This is a genomic window from Sporichthya sp. (genome assembly GCF_013815995.1).
In the GTDB taxonomy this organism is placed as follows: Bacteria; Actinomycetota; Actinomycetes; order Sporichthyales; family Sporichthyaceae; genus Sporichthya.
Genome location: NZ_JACDFE010000057.1, coordinates 4,605 through 20,016, shown reverse-complemented (window position 1 = coordinate 20,016; position 15,412 = coordinate 4,605). Strand labels below are relative to the sequence as shown.

At 69.4% G+C, this 15,412-nt stretch carries 16 protein-coding genes; 2 read left to right on the top strand and 14 right to left on the bottom strand.

Going from position 1 to position 15,412, the window contains the following annotated elements:
• Positions 1–34: 34 nt before the first annotated feature.
• The 6 genes from H0X00_RS08820 to H0X00_RS08795 form a co-directional block, all read right to left on the bottom strand.
• Complete coding sequence (locus H0X00_RS08820) at positions 35–376, bottom strand: PRC-barrel domain-containing protein (protein WP_293769149.1); 342 nt, start codon at positions 374–376, stop codon at positions 35–37.
• A gap of 101 nt (positions 377–477) precedes the next feature.
• A complete protein-coding gene (locus H0X00_RS08815) occupies positions 478–1,716 on the bottom strand; it encodes an NAD(P)/FAD-dependent oxidoreductase (RefSeq protein ID WP_293769147.1) in 1,239 nt (412 codons plus the stop codon).
• A gap of 6 nt (positions 1,717–1,722) precedes the next feature.
• Positions 1,723–1,917, bottom strand: coding sequence for a ferredoxin (locus H0X00_RS08810; protein ID WP_293769145.1), 195 nt, complete (start codon positions 1,915–1,917; stop codon positions 1,723–1,725).
• Positions 1,918–3,252 (bottom strand): cytochrome P450, encoded by a 1,335-nt coding sequence (locus H0X00_RS08805; RefSeq protein ID WP_293769143.1) that lies wholly within the window; start codon positions 3,250–3,252, stop codon positions 1,918–1,920.
• Complete coding sequence (locus tag H0X00_RS08800; RefSeq protein WP_293769141.1) at positions 3,249–4,346, bottom strand: alcohol dehydrogenase catalytic domain-containing protein; 1,098 nt, start codon at positions 4,344–4,346, stop codon at positions 3,249–3,251. Before H0X00_RS08800 ends, H0X00_RS08805 begins: the two co-directional genes overlap by 4 nt.
• A gap of 175 nt (positions 4,347–4,521) precedes the next feature.
• A complete protein-coding gene (locus tag H0X00_RS08795; RefSeq protein ID WP_293769139.1) occupies positions 4,522–4,920 on the bottom strand; it encodes an SCP2 sterol-binding domain-containing protein in 399 nt (132 codons plus the stop codon).
• Positions 4,921–5,123: 203 nt separating this feature from the next.
• Between H0X00_RS08795 and H0X00_RS08790 the strand changes: the two genes are divergently transcribed.
• Both H0X00_RS08790 and H0X00_RS08785 read left to right on the top strand, forming a co-directional pair.
• Complete coding sequence (locus H0X00_RS08790) at positions 5,124–5,783, top strand: TetR/AcrR family transcriptional regulator (protein ID WP_293769137.1); 660 nt, start codon at positions 5,124–5,126, stop codon at positions 5,781–5,783.
• Positions 5,784–6,638 (top strand): prephenate dehydratase, encoded by an 855-nt coding sequence (locus H0X00_RS08785; protein ID WP_293769135.1) that lies wholly within the window; start codon positions 5,784–5,786, stop codon positions 6,636–6,638. It begins immediately after the preceding gene.
• A gap of 7 nt (positions 6,639–6,645) precedes the next feature.
• Here H0X00_RS08785 and H0X00_RS08780 read toward each other — a convergent pair whose 3' ends face one another.
• From H0X00_RS08780 to H0X00_RS08745, 8 genes are all read right to left on the bottom strand, one after another.
• Positions 6,646–7,443 carry an alpha/beta hydrolase gene (locus H0X00_RS08780; protein ID WP_293769133.1) on the bottom strand — a complete coding sequence of 266 codons (798 nt, stop codon included), beginning with the start codon at positions 7,441–7,443 and terminating at the stop codon, positions 6,646–6,648.
• Positions 7,444–7,456: 13 nt separating this feature from the next.
• Positions 7,457–8,290 carry an alpha/beta hydrolase gene (locus H0X00_RS08775; protein ID WP_293769131.1) on the bottom strand — a complete coding sequence of 278 codons (834 nt, stop codon included), beginning with the start codon at positions 8,288–8,290 and terminating at the stop codon, positions 7,457–7,459.
• Positions 8,287–8,628, bottom strand: coding sequence for a WS/DGAT domain-containing protein (locus tag H0X00_RS08770; RefSeq protein ID WP_293769129.1), 342 nt, complete (start codon positions 8,626–8,628; stop codon positions 8,287–8,289). Before H0X00_RS08770 ends, H0X00_RS08775 begins: the two co-directional genes overlap by 4 nt.
• On the bottom strand, positions 8,625–9,728 hold the full coding sequence (locus tag H0X00_RS08765; RefSeq protein WP_293769127.1) for a wax ester/triacylglycerol synthase domain-containing protein: 1,104 nt from the start codon (positions 9,726–9,728) through the stop codon (positions 8,625–8,627). The genes H0X00_RS08770 and H0X00_RS08765 overlap by 4 nt, the downstream gene beginning before the upstream one ends.
• Positions 9,725–11,209 carry an HAD-IB family hydrolase gene (locus tag H0X00_RS08760; protein ID WP_293769125.1) on the bottom strand — a complete coding sequence of 495 codons (1,485 nt, stop codon included), beginning with the start codon at positions 11,207–11,209 and terminating at the stop codon, positions 9,725–9,727. Before H0X00_RS08760 ends, H0X00_RS08765 begins: the two co-directional genes overlap by 4 nt.
• Entirely contained in the window at positions 11,206–13,458 is a 2,253-nt protein-coding gene (locus H0X00_RS08755) for a glycerol-3-phosphate 1-O-acyltransferase (protein WP_293769124.1), read from the bottom strand. The genes H0X00_RS08760 and H0X00_RS08755 overlap by 4 nt, the downstream gene beginning before the upstream one ends.
• A gap of 45 nt (positions 13,459–13,503) precedes the next feature.
• On the bottom strand, positions 13,504–14,109 hold the full coding sequence (locus H0X00_RS08750) for an NADPH-dependent FMN reductase (protein ID WP_293769122.1): 606 nt from the start codon (positions 14,107–14,109) through the stop codon (positions 13,504–13,506).
• A 139-nt stretch (positions 14,110–14,248) separates the two neighbouring features.
• On the bottom strand, positions 14,249–15,217 hold the full coding sequence (locus H0X00_RS08745; RefSeq protein WP_293769120.1) for a hypothetical protein: 969 nt from the start codon (positions 15,215–15,217) through the stop codon (positions 14,249–14,251).
• Positions 15,218–15,412: the final 195 nt, after the last annotated feature.

Below are 15,412 nucleotides of genomic sequence, written 5' to 3'. Positions count from 1 at the left end.
CTCCCGGCGGCCCCTTCAACCAGCTCTGGCATGGCTACAGCGGCGCGCTCTCCTGCGGCGGCATGGCCCAGTACTCCCGGAGAGTCGCCTCCTCGGTCCCGGTCAACTCACCGCCACCGGCGCCGACGCCGACCTTGGGCGCTTCGACGATCTTGGCCTTGTCGTAGGGCACCTTCACCGCGCCGCCCTCGGCGCTCATCTGTGCCACCGGCACGAAGTGCACCTTCGGACGGAAGCGTCCGGCCTTGACCTCCAGGAACTCCGCTTGTCCGGTTCCAGGATCGACATAGACGTCCTCGATCGTCCCCACGGTCTCGCCGTCGGAACTGACCAGCGGCTGACCCTTGAGATGGGCGCTCTCGGGCATGACTGACATCGGGCACTCCTCGTCTCGACTGCTACTAGAGGTACCCGTGTCCTGTCAGAGAACACACAGAAGTGACGTGTGCCTCAGGCATGGCCGACACTGAACAACGCTCAGGAGGTGACGCCGGCGAAGGCCAATCCCTCGGCCCAGGACGCCTGCTGGGCGATCAGGCGCTTGTACTTCATGATCTGCGACTGTCGGTCCACGGTGAGTACCCCGCCGAGCTGGTCGCCCCGACGGTAGAGCGCGAGGAACTTCTCCTCCCCCAGCTCCTCGGACACCACCCGGATCTCCTCGGACTGCGGGATGCCGACGAACTGGATCCGCGATTCGTACCAGTCCGACCAGAAGTAGGGGACCGCGGCGGAGGGTTTCGCGTTCTCGGGGTCGAGGGCGTTCCTGGCCGCCAGGGCGCCCTGCTCCGCGGCGTTGGTCCACTGCTCGACGCGCATCATCTGCCCGCCGAAGAGCAGGTTCGGGAAGTGCGCCACGTCGCCGGCGGCGTAGACCCCGGGCAGGCTGGTCGCCAGCGTCTCGTCGCACAGGATTCCGCCGTCGCGCTCGTGCAGCGCGATGCCCGAGCCCTGCAGCCAACCGGTGGCCGGCCGCACCCCGATGCCGACCACGACCAGGTCCGCCTCGATCACCGTGCCGTCGTCGAGCACGACCTTCTCGACCCGACTCGATCCCTCGAGCGCGGTGACGCCGACCCCGCAGCGCAGGTCGGTGCCGTACTTGCGGTGCAGCTCCGCGGCGACCTTGCCCGTGGCTTCTCCGACCGACCGGACGAGCGGGACCGGCAGCGCCTCCAGGACGGTGCAGGAGAGCCCGCGCTTGCGAGCGGCTGAGGCCACCTCGCTACCGATGAAGCCGGCGCCGACCACGACCGTGCGGGCGCCGGCATCGAGCGCCGCGCGAACCGCGATCGCGTCGTCGAGAGTGCGCAGCAGGTGCACGCCGGCGAGTTCGTCACCGCCCGGCAGCATCCGGGCGTCGCCGCCGGTCGCGATGATCAGCCGGGTGTAGGGCACGGCGTCGCCGCCCCGCAGGACGACCTGCCTCTCCGCGCCGGCGGGAGCGAGCGCCGTGGCCGGCGCCCCCAGGCGCAGGTCGACGTCGAGCTCGTCGCGCAGCGTGGCCTCGTCGCGGAACGTCGGGTGCACCGGCGCCCCGTCCACGTCCGCGCCGGCGTCCAGAAACGCCTTCGACAGGGGCGGCCGGTCATACGGCAGGTGAGGCTCGTTGCCGATCAGCGTGATCGGGCCGGCGTAGCCCGACTTCCGGGCCGCCTCGACCGCCCGCAGACCGGCGAGCGAGGCCCCGACAACGACGAGGCGGTCGTTCCGCACGGCGTTCTAGTCCTCCACCAGGGTGAGGGCTTCGGTCGGGCAGGAGTCGACCGCCGCCTGGGCGGCCGCCAGCTGGTCCGCGCCGGGGCATTCGTTGAGCACGAGCAGGCTGCCGTCGTCCTGGACCTCGAACAGGTCCGGCGCCTCGGCCTCGCACATGCCGAGGCCGGTGCACTTCACGTAGTCGACGACGATCTTCATCTACTTCTCCTTGCGTTCGGGCGTGAACTCGAAGTCCAGGTGGGTGACCGCCCGCATGAAATTCGTGCCCATGAACCGCGGGTTGCCGGCCTTGAACTCCGGGATCCGGAAGAGCAGCTCCTTCAAAGCGTGCCGGAGCATCATCTTTGCAAGCTGGTTCCCGAGGCAGTAATGCACCCCACCCCCGCCGAATCCGCAGTGCGGGTTGGGGTCCCGGGTGAGGTCCAGGTCCCAGGGCCGCTCGATCAGGGTGTCGTCCCGGTTGCCCGAGGCGTAGAGGAAGACCACCTTGTCGCCGGGCATGATCTGCTGGCCCGCGAGCTCGGTCTCCTTGACCGCGGTGCGACGGAAGGTCATCACCGGGGTCCCGTAGCGGATGAACTCCTCGATGGACTGGTCGATGCGGTTGTCGAAGTCCTCCATGAGCCAGGCCTTCTGCTCCGGGAACTGGGTCATCCCCATCACGGCAAAGCTCGTGGTGTGCTGGGTGGTGTCGGTGCCGGCCACCGACATCAGCACGAAGAAGGCCCCGATCTGGGCCTCGTCGAGCTTCTCGCCGTCGACCTCGGCGTCCATCAGAGCCTGCATGAGGTCCTCGCGCGGCTCCCGGCGCCGGTCGGAGATCATCTGCTCCGCGATGTCGTGCAGGCGCACGCACGCCTCGGTCTGGACCTCCTGCGGGTCCCGGTCACCGAGGGCCTCGGGGTCGCACCAGGCCACCGCGTCGGAGGCGGCCGCGCCGGTCTCCGCCCGCAGGTGCTCCGGGATGCCCCACACCTCGCCGAGGGTCATCAGGGGCACCCGGCTGGAGAACTCGACCGGGAAGTCGATCTTGCCCTTGTCGATGATGTCGTCGACGCAGCGCTTGGCGATGCCCTGGACCTTCTCCTCCATGCGCCGGACCTGCTTCGGTGTGAAGGCGGCCGAGACCAGGCGGCGCAGCTTCGCGTGCTGCGGGTCGTCCATCGCCAGGAACGACTGCGACATCTCCAGGAAGATCTTCGGCAGCATGTCGAAGAGCACGCCCTGGCCGGAGATGAAGGTCTCGTTGTCGCGGCTGACCTTCTGGATGTCCGCCAGGCGGGTCAGCGCCCAGAAGCCCGGGTCGTCCGGGTCGGGGATGACCGCGTCCTCGACCGGGCGCTGCCAGGACACCGGGCGCTCCCGGCGCAAGGTCGCGAAGGACTTGTCCTGGTCCTCGAGCAACTGGGCCCAGAACGCCTTGGACGAGACGTCGATGGTGTCGTACTCCGGCTTGTTCTCGTTCGTAGCCGGGATGAAGTCTTCCTGATCGTCGTCCCAGTCGATATCGGGAAGCTGGTACTCGGCGGTCATGGGCTTCTCTCCTGGTCCGGGACGGGAACTGACGGAGGGTCAGCAGGTGGGTCGAGCACGATCTTCATCGCCTCGCGGGCGTGGAACATCCGGTACGCCTCGGCCGCCTCGGAGAGCGGCATCCGGTGCGAGACCATCCGGCCGGGGTTGAGCTTGCCCTCGACCACGAGCGCGAGAGCCTCATCCATGTAGCGCGTGATGTTGCCCGCACCACCGGAGATCTTGATGCCCTTGAACCAGATCTCGCCCCAGGGCATTTCGAGGGTCTCTTCGTTGTAGACGCCGGGGATCGCCAGCGACCCACCCGCGCGCGGCAGGCGGATGGCCGTCGCGAGCGCCGAAGGGTGGCCGACGGCATCGACGACGACATCGGCGCCGCGCCACTCGGTCAGATCCAGGACGGCGTCCACCGGATTCGTCTCGTCCGCGTTCACGGCGATCGCACCGAACGCCTCGGCCTCCTTGAGGCGGGAGGCGATCTTGTCGATCAGGATGACCTTGCTCGCGCCGAGCACCTGGGCGGACATCGCCGCACACAGGCCGACCGGCCCGGCGCCGACGACCGCGACGACGTCTCCCGGCGTGTAGTGCGCACGCACCGCCTCGTAGCCGGTGGTCAGGATGTCGCCGACCATCAGGTAGTCCTCATCGGTACCGGCGCCGCCTTCGGGGATGCGCCGCATCGACAGGTCAGCGGCCGGGACGCGGACGTACTCGGCCTGGCCGCCGTCGAGCCCGCCGGTCGTCAGCCCCAGGCCGAAGATCCGCAGGCCCACGCACGCGCCCGGCTGGTTGCGCCGGCACATGTGGCAGAACCCGCAGTTGACGACGCAGGAGGCGACCGCCCGGTCGCCCGCGGACCACAGCTGCACGCCGACGCCGGCGTCGACCACGGTGCCGAGGAACTCGTGCCCGAGGCGCAGGTCGTCCTCGACCTCCATCCGGCCCTCGTAGGGGTGGATGTCGGTACCGCAGATGGCACTCAGCTCGACCTTGAGCAGGACCTCGTCCGGAGCGAGATCGGTGATGAGCTCGATCTCCTCCACGGCGATCTCGTGCGGTCGCTTGAGAATCACCGCGCGCATGGTGGACATCTGCGTTGCCTCCTGAACGACCGGGTACTGAGCTTCAGAACAGCTGGACAGTCAGTCCAGACTATCTGCCCGAGCGATTGTTTCGCACCTGCCGGGCCGCGCCGGGTGGGGATGGACCCGGCGCCGCGCCGGCACGGCTTCAGTTCGCGGGGAGAGGATGCTCCAGGAGCCTGGCTCAGCCCTGGGCGTCCTTCTCGGCGATGAGCTCGCGGTACATCGGGAACAGCGGCTTGGTGAGCGGCACGAGCTTGAGGATCTTGTTGACCGGACCCTTGGCCTTGACCTCGCCCTTGGCCATGCCGACCGCGAGGTTGTACTCGCCCCGCCAGAACTTGTCCGCGGTGTCGGCGCGCATCATCAGGGTGACGTCGGCCTCCTCGTCGATGGGACCGGCGACGACCTGCATCGGGTCACGCATGAGGATGTTCATCTCGATGTCCGGGTCGGTGTAGATGACCTTCATGATCAGGTCAGCGGTCTTGAACTTCGGACCGGACTCGGGGTGGTCTGCGGCGGCGCGGAAAACCCCGCCGATGTACTTGTCGACCTCGTTGGCGTCGGCGAAGAAAGCCATGCTGAGCTGCTCCTTTGGGTAGACCGGTCGGCTGCCTGCCCGGGGACATGACCTGCAACCTCCGCCCGAGCAGCATCGGTGACGCGTGCATCAGATCACATCTGCCCCTAGGGGTGTTCAGCGCGCCGATCGGGATATCTCGCGGCCTTTCGAGGGGTAGCGCCTTGCCCCGAACCACCCCCGTCGTTCACTACGCTGACGACGTGACCGACGCCGCGCACACCACCCCCAGCGACGGCACGCCCCGGCGTCGGGTCGACCGCAGCGCGGACAGCCGGGCGCTGATCCTGAACGCCGCGGTGAACTGCCTGGCCGAGAAGGGCTACTCGGACACCACGACGCTGGCCATCCAGGCCCGGGCCGGGGTCTCCCGCGGCCGGCTGCTGCACCACTTCCCCTCCCGCGACGCCCTGCTGGTGGCAGCGGCGCAGCACCTCGCGATGAACCGCCTGATCGACGGCGAGCAGTGGGGCGCCGAGTTCCCCGCCAATCCCTCGGGCGTGCCCGGCGGCGACCGCGAGCGGGTCGTCGCAGCCACGACGCGGTGCTGGGAGACCTTCGATCAGCCCTACTTCTGGGCCGCGGTCGAGCTCTGGGTCGCCTGCCGCACGCGGCCGGAACTGCGCGAGACGCTGCGCCCGGAGGAACACCGCCTCGGCGCGGCCATCCGGCAGACCGTCGCCGCCATGTACGGACCGAAGCTCGCGGCCCACCCGAACTTCCCGGCGGTGCGCGACCTGCTGTTCACCTCGATGCGCGGGGTCGCGCTGACCTACACCTTCGATGCCCGCGAGCACGCCGCGGACCGGCACCTGCCGATCTGGATCGACGCGGCGATCGCGCTGCTGGAGGTCGAGGACTGAGTGGCAGGCACCATCGCCTACCAGGGCGAACAGGGCTCCAACTCCCAGCTGGCCTGCGCCCAGGCCTGGCCCGAGCACGAAGCCGTGCCGATGGCGACCTTCGAGGACGTCTTCTCCGCCCTCATCGACGGTGACGTCGAGCGGGCGCTGATCCCGATCGAGAACTCGGTGGCCGGCCGCGTCGCCGACATCCACCACCTGTTGCCCACCTCGGGCCTGCACATCGTCGGCGAGCACTTCCTGCCGATCCACTTCCATCTGATGGTGCTGCCGGGCGCCGAGGTCGAGAAGCTGCGCACCGTGCACAGTCATGTCCACGCGCTGGGCCAGTGCCGCAAGGCGATCCGCCGGCTGGGGCTCAGTCCGATCGTCGCGGGCGACACCGCCGGCGCCGCCCGCGAGATCGCCGAGGCCGGTGACCCGACCTCGGCCGCCCTCGCCCCGGAACCGGCCGCCGCGCTCTACGGCTTGGAGATCGCCGAGCGCAACGTCGAGGACGAGGCGCACAACACCACGCGGTTCGTGATGCTCGCCCGCGAGCCGGCCGTCGTCCCGGTCGACGCCGGGGACGTGGTGACCTGCTTCGTCTTCCGGGTACGCAACCTGCCCGCGGCGCTGTACAAGGCGCTCGGCGGTTTCGCCACCAACGGCGTGAACATGACCAAGCTCGAGTCGTACATGGTGGACGGCCACTTCACCGCCACCCAGTTCTACGCCGAGGTGGACGGGCACCCCTCCTCCCCCGCGCTGGCGCGGGCGCTCGAGGAGCTCACGTTCTTCGCCGCCGAGTTGCGGATGCTCGGCACCTTCGCCGGTTCGCCGCTACGCCACGAACTGGTGAACCGCGCGAACTGACCAGCCGTCAGGCGACGTCGGAGAGGAACGAGGCGACGGCGTCGATGACCTCGCCGGAGTTGGTCTCGTTGAAGACCTCGTGGGCCGCGCCGGCGTAGGACTCCGAGGTCAGGTTGTTGCCGCCGATCTTCTCGATCAGCACCTTGGCCGAGTCGTAGCTCGCCAGCTGGTCGGCCTCGCCGTGCACCCAGAGCACCGGGAGCGCGCCGAGGTTCGGGCCGGCCGCGACCTTCTCCACCGCACCGAACATGCCGACCAGGGACTCCTTGATCAGCGGGCCGTGGTAGACCAGCGGGTCCGCCGCGTAGGCCTCGCCGACGGCCGGGTCGCGGGAGAGGGCGGCCGGGTCGATCGGGATGTCGGGCAGCACCTCCATGTCCAGCAGCGGCGCCATCATCGGGTTGCCGAGGAACGGCCCGGAGACCACGAGGGCGGTCAGCTCGGAGCCGTAGCGCTGGGCGTAGCGGATCGACATCAGGCCGCCCATCGAGTGCCCGATCAGCACCAGCGGCAGCCCGGAGTTCTCGTCCTTGGCGGACTGCACGACCAGGTCGAGGTCGTCGACCATCGCGTCCACGTCGTCGACGACCGCGCGCGGGCCTTCGGAACGGCCGTGGCCACGGTGGTCCGGCGCGTACACGACCGCGCCGTCGGCGACCAGCCGGTCGATGACGTGGGCGTAGCGCCCGGAATGCTCACCGAAGCCGTGGGCGAGCACGACGACACGGTTGGCGCCCATCGGGGTCACCTTGCGGACCACGATCGTGCCCTGGGAGCCGGTGAGCTCGAAGTCGGTGCCGGTCATGCAGGTTCCTTCGCTAGGACGCAGCGGCCGACGGATTGTCGACCCGGTCGGTGAACTCGAGGATGGTGCGGGTCACGAGCGCGGGATCGTCGTACATCGGCACGTGCCCGACCCCCGACAGCTGGAGGATCTCCGCCCCGGGCAGGACCGACGTCCACGGTGCGCCGTAGCGCTTGTACGGGATGGTGCGGTCCCTGGCCGCCCAGGCAATCCGCACCGGGCAGTCGGCGGCGATGACCAGTTCCCGGGTCGGGCCGGTCACCTTGAGCGACTCCAGGAGGCCGTCGAGCATGGTGCAGGCCTTGAGGTCGGCGTTCATCTCCGCGATGTCGTCGGTCGGGACGAGGTCGCCGCGCAGCATCGCGCTGCGCAGCAGCATCTTGCGGGTTCGCGGCTTCGCCATCAGCCGGGCCACCGACTTGCGGTCCGAGCTGGACCGGGCCAGCTTGAGCAGCGTCCCGATCCGGCGCAGATCCGCGGGCTTGTTGTAGGTCCCGGCCGGCGAGAACGCGACCACCGACAGGCCCCGCCCGCGCGCGGCCATCTCCAGCGCCAGCCAGCCCCCGAGGGAGTTGCCGACCAGATGGGCCCGGGAGATCCCGGCCTTGTCCATCCGGTTCTCCATGTCGTCCGCGATCACGCGGATCCCGTTCGGACCGGGCGCGAGTTCGGGGCCGCCGCGGTGCCCGATCAGGGTCGGCACGAACAATGCGTGCCGGGCCTCCAGGGCGGGAATGACAGGGCGCCAGATCCGCCAGGAGCCGTTGATGCCGTGGAACATCACCATCGGCGTCCCGGAGCCGCCGGCGTGGCCGTCGGTCAGCGGTGCAGGCGAGGACGAGGTCATCGGGCCACCACCGGCGGGGCGCCGTCGCCGCCGATCGCGAGCACTTCCTCGAAGCCGGCCACCAGGCACCGGATGAACTCGGTGGGATTGGTGAACGCGGCCGAGTCGTAGTTGACGCCGACGCAGCCGACCGGGCCGTGCGTGGCCAGCGTGATCATCGCCGGACACCCCGGCAACGGCGCGTAGCCGTACAGCCGCTCGACGCGCACCCCGGCGAGGAAGACGTCCACCCGCGGGCCCGGCACGTTGCTCGCCTGAAGGTCGTTGGCCTTGGTCATCCCGCCGGCCAGCTGGGCGATCACCCCGGAGGGCAGCCGGGCGATCGCGGGCGCGATCACGCTGGGTTGTTCATGGCCGGCTCGGCCCGCGCCTTGCGCACCTGCTCGCCGATCGCGAGCATCCGCTTCGCGGGGTCGACCAGGTCCATCGGCCCGGCCAGCCGGGCGCTGCCGATCTCGTTGCCGCCGTTCGCCTCGTCGGCCTTGCGCAGCGACATCGGGATCGCGACCGGCACCGGCTGCGCCGGCACGCCCATCGCCTCGTGGTAGAGCCGGTACCCGCCGAGCAGGGCCGCCAGGTAGGCGTCGTTGAGCGAGGCGCCGACCGCCTTGGCCGCCGCCCGCAGCGCCATGAAGTCGACGTCGATCGCGGCGAACCGCCAGTTCGTGCTGCGGCCCGCCAGCAACGGCGACGGATCCGCGGCGGGCGGCGAGAGCACCCGCTTGAGCGAGGAGGTGTAGCGCAGCGAGGAGCGGACGGAGTCCGGCGGGTTGGACAGCGCCCGCAGCGCCGTGCCGCCGGCCTTGCGCAGCCTGTCCGGCGTGGAACGCACGCCGTCGACGGCGTGCGCGCGCAGTGCCTCCAGCGGGGTCATCACCTTGTCCGGCGGCGGGGTGAGCTCGGGCCCCAGCGGCGTGGCCCGGCCGGCCGGCGGGTGGAGGTAGGTCAGCAGCTTCATGATCCCGAGGCCGTCGGAGATCGAGTGGTGCAGCTTGATCACATAGGCGGACTTGCCGTCGGGCATGCCCTCGTAGAGCACGGCCTCCCACGGCGGGCGAGCCCGGTCGAAGCCGCGCATCGCGGCCTTCTCCGCGGACTGCAGCAGGTCCGCCCAGCCACCGCCTTCGCGGACGCTGGTGCGGCGCAGGTGGTAGTGCAGGTCGAAGTTCGGGTCCTCCGCCCACCGCGGCGGCGCGAGCCCCATCGGCGGGGACACCACCCGGTGCCGCAGCCGCGGGATCAGCCGGGTCAGGCGGTGGTGCACCTCGACCACGTCGGCCCACGCCGGCGTCCCGTCGAGCAGCTCGATGCCCACGCAGGTCGAACGCACCGGGGAGGCGTCCTCGACCCGCCACATCAGGGCCTCGAACGCGTTCATCACGTCCGAGCCGCCGCCCCACTCGGCGCCGGCCATCGGCGCCTCGGCCGCGGTGGTCACGAGGTAGGCCCAGGAGTCACGTCGGGCTCCAGCTCGGGTGCGGCTGGGCGGCCGGGCCAGTGCGAGAGGGTGTGCAGGAACATGTTCCGCACTTCCGCGGTGTGCCGGGACATCGTCGAAATCTTCCACTGCGAGGTGTCGATCGGCGGCAGCACGACCACCTCGATCGTGCCCGGCCGCATTACCTGCGAGCCACGCCACAGCACCTCGTTCTGACCCTTCATCACCATGGCGATGATCGGCACCTGGGCCTGCAGCGCGATGTGGAATGCGCCCTTCTTGAACGACCCGAGGCGCGGGGTCGGCGAGCGCGTGCCCTCCGGGGAGAGCACGATCGACAGGCCGGCTCGGAGCCGGTCGACCACCGGTTGCATGACGGCCCGCGGGTCCGCGACATTGCCCCGGTCGATGAAGGCGACGTCGGCGATCTGGAAGAGCTGGCCGAAGCCGGGGATGTTCTTCGCTTCCTTCTTCGCCACCCCGGTGTAGCTGTTGCGGACCAGCTTCATCGCGACCACGGCGTCGATGTTGCTCTGGTGGTTGAAGATGAACACCGCGGGCCGGTGCGACCAGAGGTGCTCGGCGCCCTCGATCACCTTCACATCGATGCCGGCCAGGGCGAAGCCGAGGTCGGTGGCGATGGTCGTGGTCACGTCAATGATCTGGTGGCGGTTTCGGTTGATCAGGCCGGCACCGAGGCCCGCGACGAAGGCGCCGGCGAACGCGCCGTAGAAGGCGCCGGTGCGGGCGATGTCCGCGACGCCGGGGCGCTTGCCCCGCGGGATGCAGTCCAACACCGGCCAGCCGCGCCGCTCGGACTCCTCACGCAGGCCCTTGTCCGGCTGGACGGCCATCGGGTGGCCGACCGCGCACAGGAACGGCACGTCCTCGTCGCCGTTGCTGTACCCGAAGGACGCGTGCAGGTCGATGCCCTTGCTGCGGGCCAGGTCGATCACGGCCTGGGCCTTGTTGTTGCCCCACAGCGGGGTGCCGCCGGTCTTGCCGGTGAGGACACCGTCGACCGACTCAAGCGGGGTACAGAGGACGTGGTCCGCGCCGATCGCCTGCGCCATGGGCTCGACCTGGAAGCGGGTGGCCGAGGAGGCGAGCACGACGGTGTGACCCATCGCCCGGTGCGCCTCGACGATCTCCCACACCTCGGTGTGGAGCTTGCCGGCGATCTCGGAGGTGAAGAGCTTCTTGCCGAGCTTCTCCATCTCCTCCTCGGTCTTGTCCTTCCAGGCGTTGCTCGCCAGGTCGAGCAGGGCGCCGAAGTCCTCCTCGGTGTGGATGCCCCGCATCGAGAGCAGCAGCGTCCTTGCCAGCTCCTGCGGACCGATGTCGAAGTCCTTCAGACGCCTGCTGTAAAAAGTCGTGGCCGAGTAGCCGGTGATGATCGTGCCGTCGTAGTCGAAGAAGGCCCCGATCTCGGGCCCGCGCGGCGCACTGAAGATGTCGGCCAGCTGCTTGTCCAGAGTCATCCCAGTACCTCTTCGAGCAGATCTGCCTCGAGCCGGTCGATCCGGCTGAGTCGTTCGAGCACGTAGGTGACTTCGGCGAGAAAGTCGTGCCGCGCGGCCTGGACGGCCTCCGTGCCGGAGGTCTCAAGCAGACCGCGGTTGCGCGCCAGCCGCAACGCCGAGGTGTACAGCTCGCGGGACACCGAGTCGGCCCGGTGCAACCGTCCGCGCAGGAGCATCTGCTTGCCGAGGCCGAGGCATTGGTCTCCGAAGGGGCCCTCGACGACCTCGATCGCGGGGTCCCGCTCGGCCAAGGCGGTGGCCACCACGATCTGCGCGTCCAGGAACGAGCGCAGCGTCCGGTGGGCGAGCAGCAACCCGGACGAGCTGAGGATCTTCGCCCCCGCGTCCGGCCCTTCCTGAGACTCCCAGTTCGGGTCGAGCAGTTCGAGCTCCTTGAGCACGTCCTGGCGGAACTGCTCGGTGGGCGGGAAGAAGAATTCGAACTTGAGCAGGTCGCGCAGCCGCTGCGCCTCGGCCCAGGCCTCGGCGATCGAGGAGTCCGTGACCGACTTGGACGACACCTGCAGCAGGGCCAGCTCGGTGATGGCCCGCGCGACGAGGTGGTGCAGCGCGCCGTTGCGGTAGAAGGCGGCCACCCGGTGCTGCCCGGCCTGGATCGACCACACCGGTTCGGGTCCGCCGTCGAACATGGTGGCCACGCCCACCGCGACCAGCCGGTCGAGCGCCTTGCGCAGCCCGGCCTCTTCCCGCAGTGAGGCCTCGGTGTCGGTGCGCGGGATTCCACGGGTGTCCAGGTAGTCCAACAGCGGGGCCAGCACCCGGCCGACCTCGGGCAGCGTCAGCGCCCGGTCGTGGCTGCCGAGCAGGGTGAAGGTCAGCAGGGCCGAGGAGGTCACCGGCGTCGTGCGGTTGATGCCGTCGCAGATCTTGAACCCGACCTTGTCGAGTTGGGCCGGCCCCTCCCCTGCCTGCGCGAGTGCCTCGCGCAGCGAGAACGGCTCCCCGAAGCGCACCCAGGCGTTGCCGCTCATCCGCTGCTGACCGCGCACGTACCGGGCCAGCCAGCGGGTGCTCTCGGCCGCCTTCGCGGCCCCGCCCTGCTCAGCGTCGAGCGCCCGGACCTCCTGCATGTGGTCATAGACGATCGAGACCGGAACCATCGCGACGTCATCGGTGAGGTCGTCCTGCAGGGCGCGCACCAGGTAGGCCAGCAGCCCGAGCTTCGGCGGGCGCAGCTTGCCGGTGCGGGTGCGGCCACCCTCGATGTACCACTCGAGGTTGAACTTCTTGCCCGTCAGATACCCGAGGTACTCGCGCAGGGCGAACTTGTAGATCGCCTCGGCCGCGGCGTTGTCGCTCGCCCGCCGGATGAAGATGACTCCCGCGCGCTTGCCGAGCGGCCCGATCGGCCAGAACGACATGTTGTTGCCACCGAGCATGTGGTTGCGCGGGAAGTCGTGCTCGTGCAGCACCTCGGCCAGTACCAGCGGGTCGACGTAGGAGCGGTGCGCGGGCAGGAAGACCAGCGCCTTCTCCTTGTTCAGCCCGCGCAGCCGATCCAGGTTCGAGGTGTCGACCTGCACCTTCCACGCCCGGGAGTGCATCGGGGACAGTACGGTGCGGAACGCGTCGATGGCCGCCGGGCTCTGCACGGTGACGAGTTCGTTGAGGGCTTCCTGCGCTTCGGCCAGTACCTCGGCGTCGGACTTGCCGAGCTTGGCGGCGAGCTCCTCGATCTTGGCCCGGAACCGCGAGGACGCGGTGATCTGCTCGACCACCTGACGCGGCACCTTGTAGCGGTCACCGATCAGCCGACGTTCGGACCGGTCCACCGCGACCGTGGCCGCACGCGCGACGAAGGTGGCAAAGGAGGACCCGTTCCCGGTCTCCTGCGCGAACCGCTCGCGCAGCTCCCCCACCGTGGCGGGCTCGCCCTTGACCACGCCGGCCCGGCCGGGAGAGTTACGCAGCAGCGGGCCCTGCAGCGGCCCGGGTGGGCGGCGCGGGGACAGGTGCGCCAGCAACTCGGTGGGCCGACGCGAGTTGGACGACACCGACAGCCAGGTGACCCGTACCGGCACCAGCAGGGTGTCATCGGCGAGGGTGTCCACGCCGGTGTCACCGCCGAGGTCGGCGATCGGTGCACCCCGGTGGTTCTTGGCGACCCAGTCGCGGATCAGGACCTTCTCGGTCTTGGTGCGGCCCTGGGCGAGCACCACGACGGGAACCTGCGCGTTCGCGCTCACTCACGCTCCTGTCGACGTGCCAAGCCCGGTCGGGACAGACCAGGATCAGACGCTACCGCCGCTGACGTCGGGCAGCAGGCCGGCCTTGCGCAGCTGCGCGAACTCGACCACCTGCTTGGCAACGGTCTCCAGGCCGAACCTGGCCCGGTCGTCGATGCAGGCGCCGTCGGCGTCGAAGATCGGCTCGGTGGCGTTGATGGTCGCCCCGAACGGGCTCGGCCAGCCGCGCAGCGCATGCACCGTGGTGCGAATGCTCTGCAGCGTGGAGACCGTGGCCTGCCAGCCGTAGGAGACGGCGATGCAGCCGACCGGGACGCCGTCGAGGTACACGCGCTCGTCCTTGTTGGTGTCCTCCAGGTAGTCGAGGACGTTCTTGAGCATCCCCGACATCGAGCCGTGATACCCAGGCGACGCGATGATCAGCGCGTCGGCCGCGCGGGCCGCCTTGACGAACCGCTCCGCCTCCGCGGTGCGGTCCGCGGTCTCGGTGTCGTAGATCGGGAACATCAGGTCGCGGCTGACCATCAGGTCGACGACGGCGCCCCCGGCCTCCGCTGCGGCCGCGCTCACCTTTACCGCCTTCTCCGAGCTCGAGTTAGGGCGCGTCGAGCCCCCGATGCACAGCACCCGGACCGGACTGCTCGTGGCCATCCCGCGTCTCCTCCTGGTTGTCCCTGCTCCGCGCCGAAAAACCCCGGCGCGGCCGCCAAACTATCGAGGCGGCCGCGCCGGAGCGAAAAGAGTGCTTTCTACGACAGTTGGTTATGCGCTCTGTCGCAGGTTTGGTCGGTCAGGCCCCGAGGCTGGCGACGAACGCCGCCATGTCGAAGTCGGCCTCCCAGTAGTGCGGCCGCAGGATCGGCAGGCCCAGCTGGACGAACACGTTGTTGTCCTCCCAGCAGGTCGACTCCAGCAGGATCCGGCCGTCGGCGTCGAGCTCGTGGAAGGTCGAGCCGATGGTCTTCAGCGTCTTGCCACCCGCGGGCAGGCCACGGTAGGTCTCGGCGCCCTCGATGGTGACGCTCCAGTGGATCAGGTGGTGCCCGTTGCCCTCGAAGACCGCGGTGGGGGTGAAGGTGTAGGTGCCGTTCTCCTTGGTGGAAATGCCGCCGAGCGCGTTGGCCAGCATGTCGCTGTCGGTGATCGAGTCCTGCTCGTGGTCGTCCACCTTCGTGTACTCGAGGGTGAAGTAGTCCGCGTACATCGCCCGGAGCGCGGCGACGTCGTTGCCGAGCGCGTTGCACCAGGTCTGGGCGTGCTCCATCGCCGAGCCGGCCTTGGTGTAGCTGCCACCCTCGGCCGACGGGATCGAGGTCTTGCCGGTCAGGCTCTTGGTCGGGCTGACCGGGCCGACCGCGCGCAGGATGGCCGCCGCGTCCCACCAGGAGGACTCGCGGGTGATCAGGCCCTGCTCGTTGTACATGTGGAAGGTGTGGCCGTGGGTGCTGAACGGCTTGCCCGCGACGTCCAGGCCGAGGAACATCCCGGCGTGCTCGGGGGCCCACTCCCAGCGCAGCAGGCCCGAACGCTTGTCGCCCGTGTACGACCGGATCCGGAAGTTGTGGATGCCGACCCCGTTCTCGGGGTCCTTGTTGGCGTACGGCGCGAAGTTCCGCAGCAGGTCGTCGTAGTCGTTGATGTTGTGCTGATCGAGCATGACGTCCTCGAAGACGAACCCGTCGCGGTTGTACAGCGCGCAGACCTTTTCTGCGCTCTCGCGGAAGGCCTTCAGCCACTCGATCCCGAAGTTGTAGTGCACGTCGGTTCCCTCTCCGTAGGGGCGTTTTCACGGGGACGCAGGAGGTCCACGTTTATCGCCATTAACGCTACCTTGGCAGCCATGAACGGCGCAAGAGCGTGGACTTTGCGGTCCGGAGTTAGTGGGCACTCAGCCGAGAGTGCGCCCGGCCGGCGTCCGATTCGGACAAAGATGGCCGTCGGGTCGGTTCCCGTC